Origin of the sequence: Spongiibacter pelagi, assembly GCF_014705705.1 — a bacterium.
Taxonomy (GTDB): Bacteria; Pseudomonadota; Gammaproteobacteria; order Pseudomonadales; family Spongiibacteraceae; genus Spongiibacter; species Spongiibacter pelagi.
Window position 1 is genome coordinate 207778 of the sequence record NZ_JACXLD010000001.1, and the last position, 25311, is coordinate 233088.

The window sequence follows — 25311 nt, forward strand, 5'->3', positions numbered from 1 at the left end:
CTTAGTCAGTCGCTATTTCATAAGGTTCGCTTTTCTACACAAAACACAATCTTGTGTGTTTATTTTTTATCCAAGCACAATATATGGTCTATTTTTCAAGTTTTACGCGAATTGAGCCGGTAAAAAATTTCATTCTTCTTTCTTATATATTTGTGGCCTTGGCCGAATTAAACAACCATGTTGGCAAATCTCACGCGTCGATCTCCGCCTTTCGACAGCACACCCACTAACAAGACAGCGCCGTTATCGCCCCCTTAATCAAGCGCTCCGCGGCCAGTGCCGCAGGACCTGCCAAATCTCGCTCGGGCAATACGATAAATAACTCCGCAAAACGCTCGCCACCCTCAAGCAAGGGCAGCGGCTTCAACAAACCGCTGGCCAGCTCCTGCCGAATGGCCACCTCCGGCAGCCAAGCAAAGCCCATTCCTTTAGACACCGCCTCTACCGAGGCCTCCATGCGGCTCACCGTGAGGCGCCTTGCCGCATCCAGCCAACCGGAATCGCGTTGACGGCGCTGCCCCGTATCCCGAACAACCACCTGACAAAAGGGCCGCAAGTCCCGGTAATCCAACGCGCGCTCCATTTTGTGCAGCGAATGTTCCGCATGGGCCACCGCCACAAACCGCACCCGCAAAAGTTGGTCGCCGAGAAAGCCCGGCGGCACAATTCCGGTAATGACCAAATCCGCCCGACGCTCCAGCAGCGCCTCTTCACCACCGCTTAATACCGATTCCAAACACTCCACGCGGGTTTCCGGGAACTGATTCATCACCTCATTTACGCAGTCCAACAACACACTGCGCGGAAACAATGTATCCGCCACGATTCTCAGCGATGGCTCCGCGCCCGAAGCCATAATGCGCGCCGAGGATTCCAAGCGTTGGGCCTCTTCTAACAGCGCTCGCCCGCGCCGGTGCAGAACCTGTCCCGCGTCCGTCAGTACCGCCTTCCGCCCCTCAATACGAAACACCGGCACCCCAAGCTGCTCCTCCAGCTTTTGCACCGCATAAGTCACCGCCGACTGGCTTTTATTTACAGCTTCAGCAGCTTTGGCATAACTGCCTTCATCCACCACCGCCAAAAAACAAAACCACTGCTCCAATGAGGTTCTTGGGCTGCGCATAAATATCTATTTTCCTGATTGGTTTGGCGTAAAAAATGCGCTTTTTAATTCGATTTATCAATAGTTAAATACAAACACACCGAGGAGAAATACCATGAAAACCATCTTATACATCAGCAGCAGCCTACATGGCGAAGAAGGCCAATCCAGCCAATTGGCGCGCCAATTTCTATCCACCAAACAAGAAGTTGAAGCCGGTCTGCGTATTATCGAGCGAAATGTTGGCTTAGAGCCCATTCCCCACTTAAATGCGGAAACATTCCAAGGCTTTCAACTTGAACCAAGCCAGCGCAATGCCACCCAAACCGCTGCCGCTAATTTATCAGACCAATTGATTAACGAGCTGCGCAGTGCCGATGAAATCCTTATTGGAATGCCCCTGTACAACCTGGGTGTACCCTCAACCTTCAAGGCCTGGATCGACTACATTGCCCGCGCCGGCCAAACGTTTAAGTACACCGAAAATGGCCCACAGGGCTTACTCGAAGACAAAAAGATCACCATTATTGCAGCGCGAGGCGGCAGCTATCAGGGTACCGCACTGGACACCCAAAGTGATTATCTACGACATATCTTCGGCCTGATCGGGTTGACCCAACTTGAATTTATCTATGCCGAAAATCTTGCTTTGGGCGGCGATATAGCTGAAAAATCCCGACAAAACGCGCTAGACACTATTCGCCAACACGCAGCCTGAGTGATGCTATGAAACCGACGTATCGCCAAGTTCGTCAATTAATACCCGCCAGAGCGGTGAGTGAAGGTGCCGGCGTGCGACTGTTCCGCAGTTTGGGGCAGTCGGCCGGCACCCGGCTCGATCCGTTTTTGATGCTCGATGAGTTTGTTTCCGACAACCCGAATGACTACATTGCCGGTTTTCCCTCCCATCCTCACCGAGGTTTTGAAACCGTAACCTATATGCTTCACGGCCATATGTTGCACGAAGACCATATGGGCAATAGCGGGCATTTACGCGCCGGCGACGTACAGTGGATGACGGCGGGGCGGGGCATTATTCACTCAGAAATGCCACAGCAACAGGAAGGGCTGATGCACGGCTTTCAATTGTGGATCAATCTGCCCGGCAAAGAAAAAATGACGCCCGCGTTTTACCGCGATGCCGCTGCCAGTGAAATTCCGAAGCATGAGGTTTGCCAAGGCGTATCTATTCGACATATCGCCGGCACAGCCCATTACCTTCCCTCAGGCGAGGAAAGTACTGGTTTTTTTAATGGCTTGGATCAGCGCCCGCGCAGCAGCGATCCTTTATTCCTTGATATTTCACTCAGCCCCGGCAGCCAATGCGAGATTCGTTTCGCTTCTGAACACCAAGCCTTCTGTTATGTATACCAAGGGAAGGCCGAGATAGGCGAACACAGTATCCCCAAACGGCACGCCGCCAATCTCAGCGAGGGTGAAACTTGTTTAATCAAAAGCCAAACTGAAACACGGGTATTACTACTCGCCGGCAAACCCTTTCTCGAACCCATTGCCCAGTACGGCCCCTTTGTAATGAATACCGTGGATGAAATTGATCAAGCGCTGCGAGATTACCGCGATGGCCGCCTTACTGAGTCAAGCTAAAACACATCCATTAAACCCCAAGGGGTATTTGATTTCGGTTGGAAATCGGCTGATTTTGGGTATAGTGAAGAACTCTTGTCCCCATAAATACGTGAGGTTGTTGTATGGCAAGCAGTATTCTAGTTCGTGAGATTATGAAAAAGCCGGCTCCTTCGGTTTCCGATCAAGTCTCCATTGCCGACGTCATCGATGCCCTAAGCCGCCACAACGTGATGGGCCTGCCCGTGGTTAATGAGTTTGGCAATATTGTCGGCTTCATCTCCGAGCAAGACTGCATCCACTCCATGCTGGTCAGCAGCTATCACTGCGAGGGCTCACCGAGCGTGAAAGAAGTGATGCGCACCGAAGTGGTGACGGTCTCTCCAGAAACCTCGATTGTCGACCTTGCCGAAAGCATGAACCACAACCGCCCCAAGCAATATCCGGTAGTTGAAGACGGTGAACTGGTTGGCCTGGTCACACGTAAAGCCATCCTCAAAGCCCTGTGGGAAAACCGCGCTCACTGCGACGCCCCGAGTAAAATTGCCTGATCGGAAGCCTATTTTGCGCCTTGTTTGTCTCATTTTGAGCTCCGCTTTACTGCTTACTGCTTGCGTTAACAGTGATTACGACAGTGACCGCGAATGGCGGCTAAGACAATGCGAAAAGCTGCTTGATTCGAACGATCGAGAAAAGTGTAAAGCGGATACTCCCCACTACACCCATTAAGGAACTCCATGAATAACAACTACGATGTGGTGGTGTTTGGCGCCACCAGTTTTGTCGGCCAAATTCTATGCAACTACCTTAAAGAACACCAAGAACAGCCCGCTCTAAACTGGGCCATTGCCGGCCGCTCCAAAACCAAGCTGGAGCAAGTCAAAGCCGAGCTGGGGCTGACCCAAGATATTTTAGTGGCCGATGCTAGCGACGCCAGCGCACTGAACGCGCTGTGCCAGCAAACCAAATTGATCATTACCACCGTTGGCCCCTACGCCTTGTACGGCGAACCGCTGGTGAAAGCCTGCGCTGAAACCGGCACCGATTACTGTGACCTTACCGGCGAAGTGCAATTTATTCGCAGCATGATCGACCGCTATGAAGCCACCGCTCAGCAAAGCGGAGCGCGCATTATTCACTGCTGCGGCTTTGACTCCATTCCCTCGGATATGGGCGTGTGGTTCACCCAACAACAAAGCATTAAGCAGTTTGGCGAACCCTGCCAAAACATTCATATGCAGGTAAAAGCGGCCAAAGGCGGTCTCTCTGGGGGCACCATTGCCAGCCTGATGAATGTGATAGAAGAAGCCTCGAAAAACCCGGCGCTGCGCAAGCAAATGGCCGATCCTTACATGCTGTGCCCAGAGGGCATCAGCAAGACTCGCCAGCGCAACAACCCCATGTTTACCAAAGATTCCGACTCCGGCCGCTGGGAAATTCCCTTCTTTATGGGCGCCATTAATACCCGAGTCGTTATGCGTAGCGAGCACTTACTTTCACCACTTTACGGCACTGGCTTTAGCTACGACGAAGCGCAATCGACTGGCGCCGGTTTTGGCGGCCGCCTCAAGGCAATGGCGGGCGGAGCGGGATTAGCCAGCTTTATGCTGACCGCCTCATTAGCCCCCGGCCGCTGGCTGCTTGGCAAAATCCTGCCCGAACCCGGCGAAGGCCCCAGCCCCAAAGAACAACTGGAAGGCTTCTTTGATATTCGCTTTACCGGCACCACCGCCAGCGGTAAAACCCTGAGCTGTAAAGTGACCGGCGACCGCGACCCCGGTTACGGCTCTACCGCAAAAATGCTGGCGCAATCGGCAATTTGCCTCGTTAAAGACAAGGATCAGCTAGCCGGCGGTTTTTGGACTACCGCCAGCGGCTTGGGTGAATCATTAGTGACCCGGCTGGAAAATCACGCCGGCCTAAGCTTTGAAGTGCTCAAATAGCGAAAAGTTGAGTTAGACAATCAAGCGGTAGAAAATCAGCGCAAGGGAGGCGCGTTAATGACCGTAGACGAACTGATGAGTACCCGGCTAGTCAGCGTGAGTCTGGATGACCACCTGGATATTGTGCGGCAGATATTTTCCCGCACCGGCTTTCACCATTTATTAGTGGTGGAAGAGGGCCTGCTAGTTGGCGTGCTTTCAGATCGAGACTTGTTTAGAGCCATTAGCCCCAACCTTGGCACCCCCGCCGAAACTGCCAAAGACATCGCCACCCTTAACAAACATGTTCACCAAATCATGGCGCGGCAGCCCATTACCCTAACAAGCGGCGCACCTATAACCGACGCCATCGCCCTGATGGCCGACCAGCCGATTTCCTGTGTTCCTATCGTGGATGAAAAGCAGCGCCCACTAGGGATAATTACTTGGCGCGACGTAATGCGCTGGCTAAAGAAACAAGGCTAGCCTTCATTGCCACTCGAGATTCAGCTGCCTATGAGTTTGAGCACAATCTCTTAGGTAAAGGTTTATCAAGCCTTGATAGGGAAGACCTTTTTCCTCTGCCATCGCCTTAAAATATTCGATTGTATCTTCATCAATCCGAATGGTGATCTGCTTCTTGAGCTTAGAAGCATAGGGGTTGGGCTTTGAATCAGAGAAATCATAATGTTTACGCATGACGGAAACTCTCGTATATCAAATGTTCTCGTTTATCTGCCTTTCTCGCAGAGATAATGCGGATGCTTTCGTTATCACGAATACAATGGCAAACAACTAAAAGCCTAGAATGGATGCTACTACCCAAAAGAATGAAACGATCTTCTTCATCAGAATGGTCGGGATCACTAATGATTCGAGCAAATGGATCTGTAAAAGCGGATTAGGCCTCTTCGAAGGAAACCTTATGCTTCTTTTGGTTAGAGGAATCCTTGGCAAGATCCCACTCGAATACCATATTAGACATAACTACATTGTAGTTACACGGAGAGGAAGGTCAAGGTGACGGTGCCGTCATGTAACGCCCGCAGCAATTAATCAACAGAAATCCCATGATTCATGTTGGCGAGGCCGCCACGACATTTTTATTTACAATTCCAGATTAATGTCGCGAGCGATACAAGGTTAGTCATCGCCGGAGCGCAGCAATTAATCAACAGAAATCACATGATTCATGTTGGCGAGGCCGCCACGGCAAGGAAAAATGGCCGAAAAAGCGCAGTTTACGCAGTGTAAATGAGCATTTTAAGGTCATTTTTTAACGCCGCCGTTGCAACGCAGGTAATGAATCAGTGGTTTCTTAAATTTCTTCGTATTCTTCCAATTCATCCTCACAAGCCCAAATCAAAGCCTCATCGCGCTGAATTGGAGTGAAATGCTCAAGATTGGTATTGGGCAGGCGGCGCCCGAGAATCATTGCCGATCGACGGTACCAGGCTAATTCTGATACCAATGCGATGCGGGTGAGGCGGGTATATTCTTCCGACATCAGGCGCAGTTCGCGCAAGAAATTGCGCAGGGAAAACCCATCGAAACTTTCTATTTCGATGTACATGGCCAGCTTTTCGTCCTTGCCCACTTTACTGTGAAATTCATCCAGCATATTGAGCATATCCTGATGATCCACTGGGCCTTTTACGCGCACTCCCACTAAATCGGGAGATGCTATTGGCAGGACTTCCAGCATTGCCGTTCCTCCAAGCGATAATTGACTCTAAGTATAGAGCGTAATTTGTACTTGGCTATCCTAAAATTACCATTGAACCGATGCGGTTAACGATGGTCGCTTAGTGCTTTCGCGGCGTCTTTGTCGAAGAAGGATCGATAATAGACACCACGGTAATTTCATCTTCGTGAGCGAGGGGTTTTTCGCCCACTCTAGGTTGATTCACCCGGGTGCTGATTTCCTCTGGTGCTTGCGGGTCATCGTAAATGGATTCTTTAAAGTCGCAGCGCACACACTCGCGGATTTGCTCAGAATCAGATACCCGGTACATCACTAATTTATCCATCTCTGCGCACTTTGGGCAGACCGCGCCAGCAATAAAACGGCGGGGACGAAATTCCGTTGCCATTACTTGCCTCCCACCGCTTGCGCAGGGGTAATGCCGCTGTGACGCAACAAGGCATCATTGGCAGGCTCGCGACCCCGGAACCGTTTGAACAATTCTGCCGGCGCTTCAGAACCGCCGCGCTCTAGAATTTCCCGGCGGAATTGAGCCCCCACCTCCGGATTCATTACGCCGCGCTCTTCAAACAAGGAGAAGGCATCGGCAGAGAGCACTTCCGCCCATTTATAGCTGTAGTAACCCGCGCAATAACCCCCCGCAAAAATATGGCTGAAGCTGTGCTGGAAGCGGTTAAATGCTGGCGGCATCCACACAGAAACCTGCTGACGAACACCGTCCATCACCGCATCAATAGCCTCTTCCGAGGTGATCTTAGTCTGCATATGCAGGCGGAAATCAAACAGGGCAAATTCCAGTTGGCGTAACATCATCATGCCGGACTGGAAATTTTTGGCGGCCAATAGTTTATCCAGCATATCTTCTGGCAGCGGTTCAGCACTTTGATAATGCGCTGAAATATCGGGGATGACTGACTTCTCCCAGCACCAGTTTTCAAGAAACTGGCTGGGCAATTCCACCGCATCCCAAGCCACACCATTAATACCCGACACTGCCAAACAATCTATTTGCGTCAGCATATGGTGTAGGCCGTGACCAAACTCGTGGAACAGGGTGGTCACTTCATTATGCGTTAGCAGAGAAGGGCGCTCGCTGGTCGGCGGGGTAAAATTACACACCAGAAACGCGACCGGTTTTTGCAGACTGCCATCGTCAAGGCGACGACGGCCACGGCAGTCGGCCATCCACGCTCCGCCGCGCTTATTTTGACGGGCAAATAAATCGAGATAGAAAGCGGCAATCGATTCGCCATGGCGACTGATTTCAAAACAGCGGGCATCGTCATGCCACATATCAACGCCCACCAACTCGCGAATCTCAATGTCAAACAAGCTGGAACAAACCTTAAACAGCCCCTCGATCACTTTATTTACCGGGAAGTAAGGCCGCAGTTGTTCCTGAGAAATGGCGTAACTCGCCTCTTTTAATTTCTCACTGTAGAAAGGCACATCCCAGGCCTTTAAATCACCCAAGCCCTGCTTGGCAGCATAGGCTTTAAGCTCTTCATACTCCTGTTGTGCCATCGGGCGGCTGGCCACCGCTAATTCTTCCAGAAAGCTCACCACCTGCTCGGGACTTTCTGCCATTTTGCTGGCCAGAGAATCTTCGGCGTAATTGGCAAAGCCCAATAACGCGGCCAATTCTTGGCGGAGCTGCATAATCTCAACCATCAGCGGGCCGTTATCCCACTGTCCAGCCTGAGGGCCCAGTTTAGACGCACGGGTAACATAGGCCTCGTACAGCTCGCGGCGTAGTTCGCGGTTTTCCGCGTACTGCATAATTGGCAGATAAGAGGGAATATCCAGACTCAGGCGATAGCCGCTGCGCTCTTTTTTAGCGGCCGCTTCACGCAACATAGCCATTGCCGACTCCGGCACACCCGCCAATTGGCCTTCATCTTCAACAAATTTTTCCCAGCCATCGGTGGCATCTAACACATGGTTGGAAAAATCGGTGGAGAGCTTACTCAAGCGCTGCTGAATATCGGCAAAGCGTTTTGCCGCCTCACCTTCTAATCCAACACCTGACAGGGTGAAATCGCGCAGCAGATTTTTCACTGCCTGCTGTCGTGGCTGATCCAAGGCCGCAAAATCCGCGCTTTCTGCCAAGGCCTTAACCCGCTCATACAAGGGCTTGTTCTGTCCCATTTCGCTGTTATAGGCCGTCAGCAAAGGCAAGCACTGGTTGTACGATTCACGCCAGGCATCGCCACTGATAACCGAATGCAAATGGCTAAGCGGCGACCAAAACTGTTCAATACGGTCGTTAATATTCTCCAGCGGCGCCATTAAATTCTGCCAACTGGGCGCAACACTATTTGAAACCAATTCCGCCACTTCTTTTCGTGCGCTGCTTAATAGCGTTTCGCAATCGGCGGGAAAGGTTTTAGGGTCGAGGGTGGAGAATTTTGGCAGGCTTGCTTGCAAAGACATGGTGACGAACTCTTAAAATCGTTCAAATATGACGTTAGCATACCAGAACTGATGCCCGAGCTAGCAGGATCGCGGGCCTTGTTACGCACTCTTTCAAGATTGGAAATCCACCATGAGCTATCTCGCCAGTAATTATATTCGCCCATTTGAAGGCCACACCCCGCAACTGGGAGAGGGCGCATTTATTGACCCCAGCGCAGTGGTGATCGGTGATGTGCAGCTCGGTGCAGACAGCTCCGTGTGGCCCAACACCACAATTCGAGGCGATATGCACCGCATCCGTATCGGCGCTCGCACCAGCATTCAAGACAATAGCATTCTGCATATCACCCACGCCGGGCCCTACAATCCAGACGGCTACCCACTCACGATTGGCGATGATGTCACCGTGGCCCACAGCGTGACACTGCACGGCTGCACCATTGGCAACCGCGTGTTGATTGGTATGGGCTGTATTGTGATGGACGGCGCGGTGATTGAAGACGATGTCGTGCTGGGCGCCAACTCACTGGTGCCGCCCGGCAAAAAACTGGAAAGCGGTTTTTTATATGTCGGCAGCCCCGCTAAAGCGGTGCGCGCACTCAGCGAAAAAGAAATGAGCTACTTCTGCTACAGCTCAGCGAATTACGCCAAGCTGAAAGATCGGCATATTGCTTCGCTGTCTGGAAATTAAATCGGCAAGCTCAACAATAAATCGATAATTGGAATACCCGAGCCGCCAACGGTGCCCTGCGAATTTAACATCCCCGGCACATAGGCGCTGCTAATTGGCGCGGTGGGCGTACTTTTGAAATTTGCCAGATTGGGAAATAAGCCCGGCATTTCTTCATCCGTAACGCCAAACCAATTGCACAGGGTTGCCAAATACTGGTCGATCGCAATGGTAGGTATCATGCGGCCTTTACTGCCGGTGTCGCTTTCTCCACCGAGCCGCATATCTGGCATTTCACCAATCATGGCGCCACCATTAACATCGCCGCCAACCAATAGATTATGGCCTGCCCAAGCGTGGTCTGTGCCATCACCGTTATTGCCCAGTGTGCGACCAAAATCCGACAGTGTGAACATGGTGACCTGCTCAGCAAGCCCCAGTGAATCCATCGCCTGCTGAAAGCTCCACATGGCTAGGCTGATTTCACGCAGCAATAAGGGATGTTGATTCAGCAGGCCACTGTGGTTATCAAACCCACCCATACCAATAAAGATTATTTGCCGACCCAAATTCAGCTCATTGCCCAACTTAATCATTTCCGCCGCCGCCTTGGCGCCGCGCAAGGCACTGCCATTAATGCTACGCGACAGGTTTAGCTGTTGTGCCGTGGGGCTTGTAAACAACACATTACCGTAAGGATCAGTAAGGTGATCAAAGGCCGCTGGATCAATCAGAGCCAGCGTATCTGCCAAGCTGATAGTGCTGCGATTGGCCGCTTTTAACACTCGACTCAAGGGCTGCTCGCCAGCGGTGGCGCGATTCATTTCAGCAAACAAATCAAAGCTAAAGCCACTGCCATTTTCCGAGGGGAATAGTTGAGTACTGCCGGGCTGCAATATCACCGGACTATTATTGTCTCCGGTTAACATGCGCCGCGCCCCGGCATAGGAAATATTGATACCCAGGGGCGAACCATTATTGATGGCGTTATTGTGCACGCCCCACATATCTGCCAAACGCCCGGCCCAACCACCGGCATTCAGATTATCTGCCCAACCGGTTTCCATGGCGCGCTGCTGGTGATTGTGGGCATAGAGAAAGGGCGGCAAGCGTGAGGTTTTGAGCGTATCTTTACTCACCGGCTCAACCAAGGTGCCCATATTCGCCACAATAGAGGCGCGGCGATCGGTAATCAGCTGAGCCACTTCCGGCATCATGCCATTTAGTCCTACGTCACCAAACTTATACACACCCTTGGTGTAAGACGTAGCATCCGTCGCAGATAAATAGGGGTTGCTGCCGGTATCGGTGCGCTGACCTAAAGCCGGATTCAATGACAAATTATTAATCGCCATCGCCCCGCGACTAAGCGCATAGGTTTCGTAACCATTATTGCCATCACCCAGCGGCACCATCATATTGAAAGAATCATTGCCGCCAAGCAGAAACAGCACCACCATCGCCTTGTAGTCATCCACCTGTTGCGCACGCGCAATGGAGGGGAATAACGATGTTGTGCCGCCGAGACTCGCCGCCGCACCAGCACTGGCCAACATATTGAGGAATTGGCGTCGTTTTAAATTAGTCATGCCTCGTCCTCAGTGTTGAGCCATATTTTCTGGCGACATAAACAGGTATTGCACCGCCCCCGAAACCACCCGAATGGCTTCCTGCGCGGGGTCTTTATTCACATTGAAGTAGGGGGCAGTATCCAGATAATCCAGCAACTGGGCTCGACTGCTTTCCGTTAGCGCTTTTTTGCCGAGTAAGCCCAGCTCCAGTTCATCTAACATTGCGGCCAAGCCACGCTGCTTTGGTGTGAGTCCGTTTTCATCGGCATTTGTGTCATGAATGGAGAGGAAGTCTCCATTGCTGTCACCTTCTAGCGCCAGCTCTAATGTTTTCAGCGCCCACGCAAAATCGATCAGCGCCAAAGCGCGACTGCCATTCCAATTGCCAGACTGCTCATTGCCTTTTTGGTTGCGGTCGGCAACGTAAGCCTGCACCGAACCACTACTGCGATTCAGTTCGTTTAGCTCAAGCATATGTCGGTTTAAGCGGCTTAGCTCAAACAGATAGGCGATATTATTAGCGGAGCGGAGCTGCATTTCCGGCAACACCCGCTGAGGATTAGTGCCGCGATAGAAGCTGTCTTGAGGCACATGATCCGGGTCGTAAAAATTAAAAACGCTGGGCGAGCGCAGTGGCCCCTGACCCAGTAAAGACTCTATGCCATTAAAGAAATAAATACCGCTAGCCGGCACCCGACCATTTTCAGAGTTGATCTGCCAACCATCCACAGGCCTTACTTTAAAAGCCCTCAACAAACGGGTAAACGCCAGCAAATGCTCATCCGCCTTACCAAATTCTGCTTGCGCGGCCGCGCCATCACTGCGCGCTTCATCATCCAATAAAATGGCGCGCACCACCGCCGCCAAATCGCCACGCACACCCCGGCCATTGTCATTAAATACCCCCGCAACACGCGCAATGTAGTTCGGCGAGGGATTTGAACTAACCAAGCGCTGAATCAATTGCTTGCTGATAAACGGCGCCGCATTTGGATGTTCGAATAACATATCCAGGGCATTTTCCAGATCGCTGCCCGCACCATCATCCGCAATGCTGACGCCCATTACCTGCTTATCCTCAAGCTGGTGATGGTCAGGATTAAACTCCATGGCCTGCGTGTAATCGCCTAACAAATTACCGTAGCGATTGTTATGACGAAGATCCCAGCCGGTCATCACCTTGGCCATTTCTTCGATGTCGGTCTGGGTATAGGTGGGAATATAGTCGCCACCTGCCGTTTGCTTTGGCGAGCCATCTAAGTTGAGTTGGTATAAACCCACGGTGAATAACTGCATCAATTCACGAGCAAAGTTTTCATCGGGCAGGGTTACTCCATCTGCACTGGCTTTTTCATTGCCCTGATGCGAGAGAAATACGCCCATCGCAGGGCTTTTTGCTACATCACCAATGAGCTCTCGAAAATTCCCAAAGGCATGACGGGCCAAAATATCGTTGAAATGTGCCAGCGCTTCAGCATTTCGCTCCAATTGCGGATCACTGGCAGAGGTAACCAAAATCTGACTCAGTGCATAGGCCACACGCTGGCGCAGTTGATCTTGGCCTTGCAGCGCATTTTCAAACCACGCGCTCATCTGATAACTGTCGGCAAAACCCGAGGCACCGCCAAAGAAGATTTTCTGACCATCAGCCCCCGCCGGCTTTTCAATAAACCAACCGGCTCGCGGTTCCAATGTTGTGGCAATTTCAATCATGCGCTCAAGATGGGTTTTGCGGGCATCATTCGGCGAGGTGTAGGCTGAACTCATCGCCATTTGCGCATTCAGCCAAGCGGGAATTCCGCGGGCAATAACCAGTTCAATATCCGCAGGTGTTGGCCCAAAGGTCGCTTGACGTAAAAAACGATAGGCTTGTTCGTAACTCGGGCTAGCCGCCCCGCCCGAACCTGATTGAATCGAACCAAAACTGTTTTCTGCGGTTTCTGAGCTATCGCCAGAACCCCCTCCGCAAGCGCCGAGCATACTCAGCACAGCAATAAGGATAAGCCAGCGCATATTTAGCAATGAGTAAGAGCGCAACACAAAACCACCTAGCCAATTCGTTAGATTCTAACGATGCCGCAACTCTAGATTTAAAGCCAGCTCCCAAGGGAGAGGTTTGTCACATTCAGGGAAATTTGTGGCGAAATCGAAATTTCACCACATTCAAAATCTAGGGCAGGGAAATTAAATCGAGGAATACACCAGATAGGCGGTGTAGCCAATATACAAGGCCAAGAAACCACCGCCTTCTATACGGCTGATTTTACGACCTTTGCGGCTGGCAAGCGCGGAGAGATAGAAGATTACGGTCATTAACAACATCACCGGGTAGTCACGACTCACCACCGCGAGATCAATATCGCTGGGGGCGATGATACCGGGCAGGGCCATTACGCCCAGCAGATTAAAGAGGTTGGAGCCAACCACATTGCCAATGGCAATATCGTGTTCGTTTTTACGCGCGGCAACAACAGAAGCGGCAAGTTCTGGCAAGCTGGTGCCAATGGCAACCACGGTCAAACCAATAATCAAATCACTGATGCCAAAATACTCGGCGAGATCGACCGCGCCCCAAACCAGCATCCGCGCCGATACCATAAGCAAAACTAAGCCGAGCAATAACCAACCCAGCGCCACGCCCAAGCTCATGTCGTGGGGAATTTCTTCTTCCAGCTCTTTTTCCAGTTCATCGTTGTCGGCATGTCTGGCTTCCCAAATCTGACGGAATACCACGGCAACAAAACCGGCAATTAAAATCCAACCATCGAAACGGGAGAGGTTGCCATCGCGAACCAGGAAAAAACCCAGCACCATGACAATCAGCAGCAGAGGAATTTCACGAGTAATCAATTTTGATTTTACCCGCAGCGGAATAAACAGCACCGTAAGGCCCAGAATCAGGCCGATATTGGTGATATTAGAGCCCAGCGCATTACCTACCGACAGGCCGCTTTGCCCTTGATAGGCGGCAATACCAGACACCAACATTTCTGGCGCAGAGGTGCCGATACCCACCACCAGAATACCGATTACCAAGGTGGAAACACCCAAAATCGATGCGGTGGCCGAGGCGCCCAAAACAAAGCGATCGGCGCTCCACACCAGTAATACAAGCCCGAGAAGAATGGCTGCCAAGGTAAAAATCATGGGTTATTGATTCCAAAAATTAGAGAGAGTGACGCAATTGTTCGATAACCGGTTTGGTCTCTGGACGAATTCCGCGCCAGATGCAGAACGACTCCGCAGCTTGTTCAACTAACATACCTAAGCCATCAGAAACCGCCCACGCCATTTCCGATGCCGCCCAACGCATAAACGGAGTGGGGTCAGCGCCGTACATCATGTCGTAGCAACAGGCTTCTGCCGACATAATCTGTCGCGGCAGTGGCGGCAAATCACCGCTCAAACTCGCGCTGGTGCCATTAATAATCAGGTCAAATTGTTGACCGGCAAGATGCTCAAAGGCGCAGGCCGAGATCTCGCCACGGGCACTGAAAATCTCCACCAGTGCCTGTGCTTTTTCTACGGTGCGATTCGCCACCACGATGCTGGCCGGCTGTTGCTTGAGCAAAGGCCCAAGAATACCGCGCACCGCACCGCCGGCACCCAACACCAAAATACGCTTGCCCGGAAAAGTCCAACCGAGATTATCGTGAATATCGCGCACCATGCCGACACCGTCGGTGTTGTCGCCGTAAATGCTGCCATCTTCCGCGCGAGCCAGCGTGTTTACCGCTCCAGCAAGGCGAGCACGATCGCTCAGCACATCTGCAAATTCAAAGGCATCCAGCTTGAACGGCACGGTAATATTCAGCCCGGCGCCGCCATTATCAAAAAACTGGCGAGCGGCCTCGGCAAAACGACCCAGCTCCACTTTATGACTGCGATAATGCATTTGCTGAGCGGTCTGCTCGGCAAAGGCCGCGTGAATCCAGGGCGACTTGCTGTGTTTGATCGGATTGCCAAACACCGCATATTGATCGAGTTTTTCCATCATCCGTTCAACCAATCCCGATGCGGTAAAAAGTCTCGCGTCAGTGCTGCCTCGGGCGAACCAGCCTCCGGCTCCCAGCAATAATCCCAAGCCACCAGCGGCGGCATCGACATCAGGATCGACTCGGTGCGCCCACCACTTTGCAAGCCAAACAAGGTGCCGCGATCAAATACCAAATTGAATTCCACATAACGGCCACGGCGATGCAGTTGAAAATCGCGCTCGCGCTCACCCCATGCCATAGCTTTACGGCGTTGGATAATCGGCACATAGGCTTGGGTGTAGGCATTACCCACCGCCTGCATAAACGCAAAACAGCGCTCAAAACCGCCCTCATTCAAATCATCGAAGAATAGACCGCCGATGCCGCGCGATTCGTTGCGATGCTTGAGAAAGAAATACTCGTCACACCATTTTTTGTATTTGGGATAAACCTCGTCGCCAAAGGGCGCACAGGCATCCGCTGCGGTTTGATGCCAGTGTTGGCAGTCTTCTTCAAAACCGTAATAGGGTGTGAGATCAAAGCCGCCACCAAACCACCAAACCGGATCTTCGCCGTCTTTTTCGGCAACAAAAAAGCGGACATTGGCATGGCTGGTGGGGATATAAGGATTCTCGGGATGGATGACCAAGGAGACGCCCATCGCCTGAAAACGACGACCGGCAAGTTCTGGTCTATGTGCCGAGGCACTGGCCGGCATGGCATCGCCACTAACATGAGAGAAATTCACGCCGCCTTTTTCAATCACCGCACCGTTGGTGATCACCCGACTGCGACCACGGCCCCAGTCATCTTCTACAAATTTGGCAACGCCATCAGCCTGCTCCAGTTCCGCGCAAATGCGATCCTGCAAGTCCAACAGATAGTTTTTTACTGCGTCGATATCAATCGTGCTCATTATCCTATTCCCTGCGAGCCAATTGCGGGTGTTTCCGCACCGGCTTAACTTCCGCGCAGTATTTTACCACTAAGCGCATCGCGTATTGTGGTGGGTTGTCCCAAATCGCCGCAGGCGCCACTCAAATAGTAATCCACACCCTTAGCAAAATAGGCCTGCGCTTCATGTTGCGTGCGCGCCGGTTCGCGGCCAGCGGGATTAGCCGAGGTGGAGACAAGACAACTGTTGGCAGCTTTGCACAAGGCCGCTGCCAATGGGTGATCGGTAACCCGAACCGCGACACTTTGATGAATACCGCGCACCCAAACCGGCGCCCATTGCTGATCAGGGATTACCCACGTATTCGGCCCCGGCCAACTGGCCGCTAGTGTGTTACGGACATCTTCGGGCAAGCCATCTAGGAGTGGTGCCAAGCGGCGCACATCATCACAAATCAGCAATACGCCTTTGGCTGGGTCGCGGCTTTTGAGTTCCCAAATTTTTTCCACCGCTTTGCGATTATCGGGCAAACAGGCCAAGCCCCAAACCGCTTCCGTGGGGTGGGAAACCACGCCGCCGTTTTTAAGCACGGTGGCCGCAGTGTGTAATCGGTAATGGCTGAATAAAGCGCTCATCGGCTGGAATTTCCCGGATGCAGGAGGCGCCGCCAAAGTACTTAAGCCCACCCCGAATTGCAAGAGCCAGAACAGCCTGCGAATTTAGCGCGTTCGCAACCAATAAGTACCGCGAACTTCCGCCCAGCCAGCCATTTCCAACTGGCTGAGCTGCACCAGCAATTCAGCTATAGGCAGCTCGGATTTTTGTGCCAACGATTCCAGCGTTTGTGGTTCAAAATCCAGATGCTGATAAACCTCGTTTTCGGGAGTGTCATTGTCTACCGCGTCTATGTCATTTAGATGAAGCTGCTCTTGTTTTTGTTGAGGCGGCTCAATCATGACCCAGCCGGAAAACGCCTCAATAATTTCCGCTACCGTTTCCACTAACTGCGCGCCCTGCCGGATCAAGGCATTGCAGCCTCGGCTTGAGGGATTGTGAATAGATCCGGGAAGGGCGAAGACCTCGCGGTTTTGTTCTAGCGCCAGCCTGGCGGTAATGAGCGAGCCACTTCTTTCCGCCGCCTCCACCACCAACACGCCCAAAGATAAACCGCTAATTAAACGATTGCGCCGGGGAAATTGGTGGCGCAATGGCGGTGCGCCAGTAGGATATTCGCTCAGTATCTGGCCAGAAATTGCCAGTTGCTTATACAGCTCCATATTAGAGCGCGGGTAGGGCACATCAACCCCGCAACCCAGCACCGCCAAACTACTGCCGCCAGCTTTAAGTGCGCCCCGATGTGCGGCTGCATCCACACCTAACGCCATACCACTGACCACGCAAAATCCCGCTTCAGCAAGGGCGGCACCAAAAGCCTCCGCATCGCGCTCGCCGGTTCGACTCGGACGACGACTGCCAACCAATGCAATACAGGGCTTGTCGAACAAGGCCTTTCTGCCACGGCAAAATAAGAGTGGCGGTGGGTCGGATATTTCGAGCAGTAGGGCAGGGTAAGCCGGCTGATTAAGGCTTAATAGCGAAATATCTTGGCGCTCAAGCTGTGCGCGAAGATTTTTCGCGGCGGAGTCATCTTCAAGATTTTGCTGAAATTGTGCCCATTGCTTGTGTAGCAGTAACTGACGATCAGCGTCGCCGGCCATCATAATGACCCGTAGCTGAGTGTCAGTTAAACCGAGGGACTGCTGGCAGTGCAGCCAGCGATAAGGCGTCATATCCACATTGCATCCTTGCCTGTGGCATTTTACTTATTGTTAGCAAGGCACTTAGGCCTCGCCGCAGTTGATCAGTTTAGTGCAGAAATGTCCGATTAGCGCGGCGACGAAACCCGGTCGCCCACTTTGAGTGACTGCTCGGCTTTGAGTACCAAGGCATAACTCAATTTTTCATAGCTTTGGAACACCATCAAAATGCCCGCCTGAATATCCGGTGCCTTAATGCGCTCATTGGTAATAGGGTCGCGCACCAAAATACCGTGGGAATAAATCGCCATCACATCGCCGGTTGTAACTTGGTTGCGCTCGCCCAAATTCAGAGTCACCACATCCATGCTGCCAATCTGAGTCAAACCACCTTCAACCGCGATAATGTAGCCATCCACCCCTTCCGGTGCCGCATTCGGTTCAAAGTGGGCGTTTAGTTTGCGCTCTTCGGGTGGGAGTAAACGGTCGGCGCGACGAATTTCTTGGGTGCTGCGGTGCAGATCAATAGTGGCAACATCACCTTCAAGAGATTGCAGCTGCCCGCCGCCAATATCAATCGCCTCAACGCCGAGCTTTTCTCCAGTTTTGGGGTCACGATAGAGTTGACCAATACGGTAAATGCCATAGTTGGTTTCTTGACCAAAATTGCCGCGACCCAAAATCTGGTCGCCCGCACCAGCAACAATATTGCCGCGCTCGCCAGCCAACACATAGGGTGCCGCCTTGAGCTCATCCTCAGTCAGAATACGGCTACGACTCAGGAAGGGCGCCACCGCATCCAGCGGGATAGAAGGAATGGCACTGCCAACATCGGAAATACGCATCTGCGGGTCGAGCTTAACGACACCGCTGCCTTTGACTAAACGCGGCTTGCCGTCGATCCACACCAGATTAAGCACATCGCCGGGATAAATAAGATGAGGGTTATTCACCTGCGGGTTGTAATGCCACAACTCCGGCCACAACCACGGGTCTTCAAGATACATGGCGGAGATATCCCAAAGGGTATCGCCCTTTTTCACCACATAGGTTTGCGGATGCCCGGCCTTGAGAGACAGTACATCGGCGTTGGCCGCCATGATCAAGCCCAAACACAATCCCAGAACTGCTTTTTTCATTTTCTAGTCCTTATCCGCGCCCAGTGGCCGCCTGACAATACCGTTTTGGCAGAACTCCGCCCCAGCACAAGGTATAATATAAAAGTTTTCCATGAAAGATGGCTGATCCCATCATTTTTGACGCGAACAGCGATGCAATCTAGTCTGGAAAATCCTTATTACCGTAATATCTTAGCAAGTGTTTTAAAACTTTCACGACAACTCGGTCACAATCGTTATGGCAATCCTAGAAATTCTCGAATTCCCCGACCCCCGGCTACGCACAGTGGCCAAGCCCGTGGTCGAGGTTGATGACCGGGTTCGCACCCTGATCGACGATATGTTCGAAACCATGTACGACGCCCCCGGTGTCGGCCTAGCCGCCACCCAAGTCAATGTACACGAACAGATTGTAGTGATTGACGTCAGCGAGGATAACAGCGAACCACTGGTGTTTATCAACCCGGAAATTACCGTACTAGACGAAGAAATCTTCAAATACGACGAAGGCTGCCTATCCGTACCCGGTTTTTATGAGTCGGTTCAGCGCCCTCGCCACATTCGCGTAAAAGCCTTGGATCGCAATGGCGACAGCTTTGAAATCGAGCCAGAAGGGCTGCTGGCCGTGTGTATTCAGCATGAGCGCGACCACTTGTTGGGCAAATTATTTGTCGATTACATCTCGCCGCTGAAACGCAACCGCATCCGCGACAAGCTGGAAAAACAGCACAAGCGTCAGGCCTGAGCCCCCAATTCAAAAGAACACCTCATGAATTCTACTGCCAATAAACCACTGCGGCTGGTCTTTGCCGGCACGCCGGATTTTGCCGCCCATCATCTGCAAGCGCTCATCGACAGCGGCGAGCACGAGATTATTGGGGTTTACACCCAACCAGACCGGCCCGCCGGACGCGGCAAAAAAACTCTGCCAAGCGCGGTAAAAGCCTGCGCCGAAGCTGCCGGTTTGCCGGTATTTCAGCCTTTGAACCTCAAGAATGAAGCCGACCACAATGAGTTAGCCGCACTCCAGCCCGACGTCATGGTCGTGGTCGCCTACGGCCTGATTCTGCCGCAAGCGGTACTGGATATTCCGCGCCTGGGTTGCCTTAATGTGCACGGCTCCATATTGCCGCGCTGGCGTGGTGCCGCACCGATTCAGCGGGCTATTGAAGCCGGAGATGCCGAATCCGGGGTCACTATTATGCAAATGGAGGCCGGACTGGATACCGGCCCGATGCTGAACAAACAGTATTGCGATATTACCGCCGATGACACCGCCGCTTCCCTGCACGACAAACTTGCCGAGCTGGGCGGCCCGGCGCTCTTAGAAACATTACGAGAACTGCAGGCCGGCACCGCCAAGCCAGAAGTACAAGATGACAGCCTGAGTAATTACGCCAGCAAGATTGAGAAGCAGGAAGCCGAGATCGACTGGAGCTTAGATGCCGCCACCCTCGACCGCCGCATACGCGCGTTTATCCCATTCCCAATCTGTTACACCACTTTGGGTGATGACCGGGTACGCATTTGGCACGTGCAGGTATTAGCCGAATCAGGCCAAGCCGGCACCATTTTACGCGCCGACAAAGCTGGAATAGTGGTGGCCTGCGGGCAGGGCAGCCTCGCTATTCAGCGCCTACAATTGCCCGGTGGCAAACAATTAAGCGCCGCAGAAGTACTGAACTCCCGTGCAGAATCTTTCAAACCCGGCACGATTTTAGGATGAACAAAATGAATGTAAGGACTTACTTACAGTGAATAAAAAAGGACGCTGCCCCCGTTTAGCCGCCGCCCATTGTTTGGTCAGCGTGGTTGCCGAGGGCAATTCATTAAGCCGGGTAGTGGGCCTGTTTGAAAAAGATCTGCCCGCCGAGCAGCGCTCTCTGTACCGCGAGCTTTGCTACGGGACGCTGCGCCAATTTTGGCGGCTCGATGCGGCCCTGACACCCAGCTTTAAAAAGCCGCTGAAGAACAAAGATCTCGACATCAAAATGCTGGTCATGATCGGTGCCTACCAGCTTTTTTATACTCGTATTCCTCCGCACGCATCGATCAATAGTGTGGTCGACGCCTGTAAAGCCCTGAAAAAAAACTGGGCCACCGGCATGGTCAATGCGATTTTGCGCAACGCCCAGCGGCAGGGTGATGCATTTTTTGAAGGTCTCGCCCCGGCCGCCCAAAGCGGCTTTCCCGAATGGCTATTCGATGCAATATCGCAAGCCTGGCCCACCGAGGCCAATGCCATCTTTGACGCCAGCAATAGCCATCCACCTTTTTGTTTGAGGGTAAACCGCCTTCATCACAGCCGCGATCACTATCTGGATTTACTCGCTGAGCAGCAAATCGAAGCAAATGCCTGCGATTTTGCCAAGCAGGGCATTCGCTTGGAACATGCGATTCCCGCATTTCAGCTTCCCGGTTTTGAATCCGGGTGGGTAAGTGTGCAGGATGAAGCGGCTCAATTGTGCTGTGAACTATTGGACTTACAAGCCGGGCAACGAGTGTTAGACGCCTGCGCCGCCCCCGGCGGAAAAACCGGCGCAATTTTAGAATCCCAATCAGATCTGAGCGAGTTGATCGCGATTGAGCTGGAGCCTCGCCGCCTTGAGCGAATTGAAGAAAACCTAGAGCGCTTGCAACTTCACGCCAGCGTCATCTGTGCCGATGCTGCAGATACCGAAAGCTGGTGGGATGGCGGCGCTTTTGATCGCATCTTGCTCGACGCCCCTTGCAGCGCCACCGGTGTGATTCGTCGCAACCCAGATATTCGCCTACATCGCAAGGCCGACGATATTGCCGAACTCAGCAAGCTACAATTGCGCCTGCTCAACTCGCTATGGCCAACATTAAAGCCCGGCGGCTTGCTGGTATATGCCACCTGCTCAATTCTGCCCCAAGAAAATGAAGCGGTGGTTCAAGCCTTTACCGAACAAACCGAGGATGCCTCAGTGCAGACGATTCAGGCGGAGTTTGGCACAGACCGCACCGGAACCCGGCAATTGTTTCCCCAGATTGAAGGACACGATGGCTTCTTCTACGCGGTGCTGAAAAAGTCCGCCTAGATTCGCTTCGCTCTTGAGTGGCTACAGCAATCAACGCACAATACTCCCAAATTATTGAAGCTCTGCGTGTTTCATTGTTCTCATTACCGCTCGGAGCTTTCTTCGCGATATCTGTTCAGCGGAACACCTTATGAAAATTATTATTCTGGGCGCGGGACAAGTGGGCGGCACACTCGCGGCCAACCTCGCCAGTGAGCACAACGATATTACTGTTGTCGATACCGATGCAGACCGTCTGCAGGATCTACAAGACCGCTTGGATATCGGCACCGTATGCGGACTGGCCTCCCACCCGGATATTCTGGCCCGCGCCGGCGCCGACGATGCCGACATGTTGATTGCGGTGACCAGCTCAGATGAAGTCAATATGGTTGCCTGCCAAATTGCCTACACCCTGTTCCGCACTCCCACAAAAATCTCCCGCATTCGCTCCAGCTCCTATACTCGCGAAGAAAAACTGTTCGGCAGCGATGCCATTCCCATCGACGTTTTTATCAGCCCGGAAGAATTGGTCACCCGCTATATCAAGCGTTTGCTGCAATACCCCGGCGCTCTGCAAGTGCTGGATTTTGCCGATGGCCTGGTGCAATTAGTCGCCGTAAAAGCCTATTACGGCGGCCCGCTGGTGGGGAATGAAATCGCAGCGATTCGCGAACATATGCCCAATATCGACACTCGCGTGGCGGCCATTTTCCGGCGCGGCAATGCCGTTGAGCCCACTGCCGAAACCATTATTGAAGCGGGCGATGAAGTGTTTTTTATCGCCGCCAAAAACAACGTCATGCCGGTAATGAGCGAGCTGCGCCGCATCGACACCAAGTACAAGCGGCTGATGATCGCCGGTGGCGGTAATATCGGCGAGCGCTTATCCAAGGCCTTGGAAACCCGTTACAACGTCAAAATTATTGAGCGCAATTACGACCGCTGTCGCTATCTATCAGAACAAATGAGCAGCGCCATTGTGCTCAACGGCAGCGCCTCTGATCACGAATTGCTCACTCAGGAAGGCATCGACGAGATCGATGTTTTCCTCGCCCTGACCAACGACGACGAAGCCAATATCATGTCTTCTCTGCTGGCCAAACGCATGGGCGCAAAGAAAGTGGTCACCCTGATTACCAATCCCGCCTATGTTGATCTAGTGCAGGGCGGCGAAATTGATATTGCCGTGTCGCCACAGCAAATCACCATTGGCAGCCTGCTCACCCACGTGCGTCGGGGCGATATTTACAATGTGCACTCACTGCGCCGGGGCGCGGCAGAAGCGCTGGAAATTATCGCTCACGGCGACAATCGCTCTTCGCGGGTGGTTGGCCGCCGGCTGGATGAAATCGAATTACCCGATGGCGTGAGCATCGGTGCGCTGGTGCGCAACGAGGAAGTGTTGATCGCCCACAAACACTTGGTCGTGGAGTCTGAAGACCACTTAATTTTGTTCTTGGTGGATAAGAGCAAAATCAAGGCGGTGGAAAAACTGTTTCAGGTCGGGTTTACCTTTTTTTAAGAGCCATCATGCACCTTATTGTTGTCGCCCGCATAATCGGCATTTTGCTGATGATTTTCAGCCTGACCATGGCGCTGCCCGCTACGCTGTCTTTTATTTTTGTAGACGGCGTGCTCAACGCGTTTCTCACCGCGTTTGCGGTTACTCTGGGTTGCGGCGTGCTGCTATGGCTGGTCAGCCGAGGCAAACAAGCGGATCTGGGTATTCGCGATGGCTTTCTGGTGGTTTCCCTATTCTGGACGGTGCTGGGGCTATTCGGTGCCTTGCCCTTTTATTTAGCCGAACATCCGGGCCTGTCGGTTAGCGAGGCTGTGTTTGAGTCCATCTCTGGCCTCACCACTACCGGCGCCACGGTGATTACCGGCCTCGATGACCTGCCTATCTCAATCCTGTTTTATCGCCAGTTTCTACAGTGGCTGGGGGGCATCGGTATCATCGTTATCGCGGTGGCGATTTTGCCAATTCTGGGCATCGGGGGCATGCAGTTATACCGCGCCGAAACTCCCGGCCCGGTGAAAGACAATAAACTCACACCGCGCATTACCGGCACCGCCAAAGTCTTATTCTTAATGTATGTATCGCTCACCGCCGTATGCACCTTGGCATACTGGCTGGCGGGCATGAGCTTTTTCGATGCCATTTGCCACGCCTTTTCTACCATCGCGATTGGCGGCTTCTCAACTCACGATGCCAGCATGGGCTATTTCGACAGCCCCTTAATTTTGTTGTTATGTTCGGCGTTTATGTTGTTTGCCGGCTTGAGCTTCTCGATACATTTTCAGGTTTGGCGCAACCGTACGCCGGGCCAGTATTTTCGTGATTCGGAAAGTAAATTTTATCTAGGCGTGATTTTAATTTCGGCAATTATCATCTGCGCCTACCTCATGATTGCCGAACACCACCAGCCTTGGGAAGCGCTATACCACGGCATATTCCACACCGTGTCGATTACCACCACCGCCGGCTTTGGCGCCGATGACTTTTCCAGTTGGCCCACCTTTCTTCCGGTTGCGCTGATTATGTTGTCGTTTATTGGCGGCTGTGCCGGCTCTACCGGCGGCGGCATGAAAGCTGTGCGAGTAATGTTGATTGGGAAACAAGGCCTGCGAGAAATGAAGCAATTACTGCACCCCAATGCGGTAATTCCACTGAAGGTCGGTCAACATCGAGTAGAGGCCAAAGTGGTAAGCGCGGTGTGGAGCTTTGTCGCCATGTACCTGATTTCTTTTGTATTCATCACCTTAATAATGATGGCGCTTGGGCTGGATTCTCTTTCTGCTTTTTCGGCAACCGCCGCAGCGATCAACAACCTCGGCCCCGGCCTCGGTGAAGTAGCCGCCAATTATCACAGCGTAAGCGCCGCCGGAAAATGGGTATTGTGCTATGCCATGCTGCTGGGCCGCTTGGAAATTTTCACCCTCCTGGTGGTAATGTCACCCGGCTTTTGGCGACACTGATCTCTGCCTTACATGAATAAGTGGGATCTGAAATATCAGGGTGAATCGGCACAAACCGAGCCCTGTTTTATTCTGAAACAACAGGCTGCTTTCCTACCCGACAGCGGAAACGCCTTGGATTTGGCCTGCGGTCTCGGTGGCAACGCGGTGTATTTAGCCGAGCATGGATTCACTGTCGATGCGATGGATAGCTCAGCAGTCGCCTTACAAATCATTGGCGAATTTGCCACAGAAAAGCAGCTAAAAATAAACCTTATACATCGTGATGTGGAGCGCGGCGCTTTGCTACCGGCCAATACCTACGATGTTATTGCGGTGAGTTACTTTCTGTTTCGGCCGCTGTTTCCCGCTTTAATTAGCACACTGAAGCCCGGCGGACTGATCTATTACCAAACCTTTAATCGTCTTCGCCGTGATAAGGGCGGACCGCGAAGTCCGGATTTCCTGCTTGAAGTTTCCGAGTTGGCGGCACAATTTAAGGAACTCGAGACGCTTTTCTACAGCGAGGACTTATTTCAACAAATGGACAAGCCGGCGATCAGCGCCGGCGTGTTTCGCAAACCCAGCTAACT

At 52.5% G+C, this 25311-nt stretch carries 25 protein-coding genes and 1 pseudogene; 12 read left to right on the forward strand and 14 right to left on the reverse strand.

Features of this window, described 5'->3' with window-relative positions; all coding sequences use genetic code 11:
* Positions 1–226 precede the first annotated feature (226 nt).
* A complete protein-coding gene (locus IB286_RS01005; protein ID WP_190761801.1) occupies positions 227–1123 on the reverse strand; it encodes a LysR family transcriptional regulator in 897 nt (298 codons plus the stop codon).
* Between the two features lie 94 nt (positions 1124–1217).
* Between IB286_RS01005 and IB286_RS01010 the strand changes: the two genes are divergently transcribed.
* The 5 genes from IB286_RS01010 to IB286_RS01030 all read left to right on the forward strand — a co-directional run bounded on the left by IB286_RS01010 (position 1218) and on the right by IB286_RS01030 (position 5094).
* On the forward strand, positions 1218–1820 hold the full coding sequence (locus IB286_RS01010; protein WP_190761802.1) for an FMN-dependent NADH-azoreductase: 603 nt from the start codon (positions 1218–1220) through the stop codon (positions 1818–1820).
* Positions 1821–1828: 8 nt separating this feature from the next.
* Positions 1829–2707 (forward strand): pirin family protein, encoded by an 879-nt coding sequence (locus IB286_RS01015; protein WP_190761803.1) that lies wholly within the window; start codon positions 1829–1831, stop codon positions 2705–2707.
* Positions 2708–2811: 104 nt separating this feature from the next.
* Positions 2812–3237 carry a CBS domain-containing protein gene (locus IB286_RS01020; RefSeq protein WP_190761804.1) on the forward strand — a complete coding sequence of 142 codons (426 nt, stop codon included), beginning with the start codon at positions 2812–2814 and terminating at the stop codon, positions 3235–3237.
* A gap of 186 nt (positions 3238–3423) precedes the next feature.
* The gene (locus IB286_RS01025) at positions 3424–4629 is read left to right on the forward strand and encodes a saccharopine dehydrogenase family protein (RefSeq protein ID WP_190761805.1); all 1206 of its coding nucleotides are present in this window, start codon (positions 3424–3426) and stop codon (positions 4627–4629) included.
* A gap of 57 nt (positions 4630–4686) precedes the next feature.
* Positions 4687–5094 carry a CBS domain-containing protein gene (locus IB286_RS01030; protein WP_190761806.1) on the forward strand — a complete coding sequence of 136 codons (408 nt, stop codon included), beginning with the start codon at positions 4687–4689 and terminating at the stop codon, positions 5092–5094.
* A 3-nt stretch (positions 5095–5097) separates the two neighbouring features.
* Here IB286_RS01030 and IB286_RS01035 read toward each other — a convergent pair whose 3' ends face one another.
* From IB286_RS01035 to IB286_RS01055, 5 genes and pseudogenes are all read right to left on the reverse strand, one after another.
* Positions 5098–5307, reverse strand: coding sequence for a BrnA antitoxin family protein (locus tag IB286_RS01035; protein WP_190761807.1), 210 nt, complete (start codon positions 5305–5307; stop codon positions 5098–5100).
* A pseudogene (locus IB286_RS15765) lies at positions 5300–5494 on the reverse strand (BrnT family toxin); the annotation flags it as partial. The pseudogene IB286_RS15765 and the gene IB286_RS01035, both read right to left, overlap by 8 nt.
* 432 nt (positions 5495–5926) lie before the next feature.
* The gene (locus tag IB286_RS01045; RefSeq protein ID WP_190761808.1) at positions 5927–6313 is read right to left on the reverse strand and encodes a SpoIIAA family protein; all 387 of its coding nucleotides are present in this window, start codon (positions 6311–6313) and stop codon (positions 5927–5929) included.
* A gap of 100 nt (positions 6314–6413) precedes the next feature.
* On the reverse strand, positions 6414–6701 hold the full coding sequence (locus tag IB286_RS01050; RefSeq protein ID WP_190761809.1) for a YheV family putative zinc ribbon protein: 288 nt from the start codon (positions 6699–6701) through the stop codon (positions 6414–6416).
* On the reverse strand, positions 6701–8746 hold the full coding sequence (locus IB286_RS01055) for a M3 family metallopeptidase (RefSeq protein WP_190761810.1): 2046 nt from the start codon (positions 8744–8746) through the stop codon (positions 6701–6703). Before IB286_RS01055 ends, IB286_RS01050 begins: the two co-directional genes overlap by 1 nt.
* A gap of 112 nt (positions 8747–8858) precedes the next feature.
* Here IB286_RS01055 and IB286_RS01060 point away from each other — a divergent pair, with 112 nt between their 5' ends.
* On the forward strand, positions 8859–9419 hold the full coding sequence (locus IB286_RS01060) for a gamma carbonic anhydrase family protein (RefSeq protein WP_190761811.1): 561 nt from the start codon (positions 8859–8861) through the stop codon (positions 9417–9419).
* Here the strand turns inward: IB286_RS01060 and IB286_RS01065 are convergent.
* The 8 genes from IB286_RS01065 to IB286_RS01100 form a co-directional block, all read right to left on the reverse strand.
* A complete protein-coding gene (locus IB286_RS01065) occupies positions 9416–10987 on the reverse strand; it encodes a DUF1501 domain-containing protein (RefSeq protein WP_190762660.1) in 1572 nt (523 codons plus the stop codon). The genes IB286_RS01060 and IB286_RS01065 overlap by 4 nt on opposite strands.
* A gap of 9 nt (positions 10988–10996) precedes the next feature.
* Complete coding sequence (locus IB286_RS01070; protein ID WP_190761812.1) at positions 10997–13009, reverse strand: DUF1800 domain-containing protein; 2013 nt, start codon at positions 13007–13009, stop codon at positions 10997–10999.
* A gap of 144 nt (positions 13010–13153) precedes the next feature.
* On the reverse strand, positions 13154–14116 hold the full coding sequence (locus tag IB286_RS01075; protein ID WP_190761813.1) for a calcium/sodium antiporter: 963 nt from the start codon (positions 14114–14116) through the stop codon (positions 13154–13156).
* Positions 14117–14135: 19 nt separating this feature from the next.
* Complete coding sequence (aroE, locus tag IB286_RS01080; RefSeq protein ID WP_190762662.1) at positions 14136–14963, reverse strand: shikimate dehydrogenase; 828 nt, start codon at positions 14961–14963, stop codon at positions 14136–14138.
* Entirely contained in the window at positions 14963–15862 is a 900-nt protein-coding gene (hemF, locus tag IB286_RS01085) for an oxygen-dependent coproporphyrinogen oxidase (RefSeq protein WP_190761814.1), read from the reverse strand. The genes aroE and hemF overlap by 1 nt, the downstream gene beginning before the upstream one ends.
* A 44-nt stretch (positions 15863–15906) precedes the next feature.
* Complete coding sequence (locus IB286_RS01090; RefSeq protein WP_190761815.1) at positions 15907–16476, reverse strand: L-threonylcarbamoyladenylate synthase; 570 nt, start codon at positions 16474–16476, stop codon at positions 15907–15909.
* An 84-nt stretch (positions 16477–16560) separates the two neighbouring features.
* Positions 16561–17631 (reverse strand): DNA-processing protein DprA, encoded by a 1071-nt coding sequence (gene dprA, locus IB286_RS01095; protein ID WP_190762664.1) that lies wholly within the window; start codon positions 17629–17631, stop codon positions 16561–16563.
* Positions 17632–17726: 95 nt separating this feature from the next.
* Entirely contained in the window at positions 17727–18737 is a 1011-nt protein-coding gene (locus IB286_RS01100; RefSeq protein ID WP_190761816.1) for a LysM peptidoglycan-binding domain-containing protein, read from the reverse strand.
* A 217-nt stretch (positions 18738–18954) separates the two neighbouring features.
* On the opposite strand from IB286_RS01100, the gene def reads away from it, so the two are divergent.
* The 6 genes from def to IB286_RS01130 all read left to right on the forward strand — a co-directional run bounded on the left by def (position 18955) and on the right by IB286_RS01130 (position 25309).
* Positions 18955–19461: a peptide deformylase gene (gene def, locus IB286_RS01105; protein WP_190761817.1), complete on the forward strand. Its 507-nt coding sequence runs from the start codon at positions 18955–18957 to the stop codon at positions 19459–19461.
* A gap of 24 nt (positions 19462–19485) precedes the next feature.
* Positions 19486–20442 (forward strand): methionyl-tRNA formyltransferase, encoded by a 957-nt coding sequence (fmt, locus tag IB286_RS01110; RefSeq protein WP_190761818.1) that lies wholly within the window; start codon positions 19486–19488, stop codon positions 20440–20442.
* Positions 20443–20470: 28 nt separating this feature from the next.
* On the forward strand, positions 20471–21778 hold the full coding sequence (gene rsmB, locus IB286_RS01115; RefSeq protein ID WP_190761819.1) for a 16S rRNA (cytosine(967)-C(5))-methyltransferase RsmB: 1308 nt from the start codon (positions 20471–20473) through the stop codon (positions 21776–21778).
* 130 nt (positions 21779–21908) lie between these two features.
* Positions 21909–23282, forward strand: a complete 1374-nt coding sequence (trkA, locus tag IB286_RS01120; RefSeq protein WP_190761820.1) for a Trk system potassium transporter TrkA — start codon at positions 21909–21911, stop codon at positions 23280–23282.
* Positions 23283–23290: 8 nt separating this feature from the next.
* Entirely contained in the window at positions 23291–24739 is a 1449-nt protein-coding gene (locus IB286_RS01125; protein WP_190761821.1) for a TrkH family potassium uptake protein, read from the forward strand.
* A 12-nt stretch (positions 24740–24751) separates the two neighbouring features.
* Complete coding sequence (locus IB286_RS01130) at positions 24752–25309, forward strand: class I SAM-dependent methyltransferase (protein ID WP_190761822.1); 558 nt, start codon at positions 24752–24754, stop codon at positions 25307–25309.
* Positions 25310–25311: the final 2 nt, after the last annotated feature.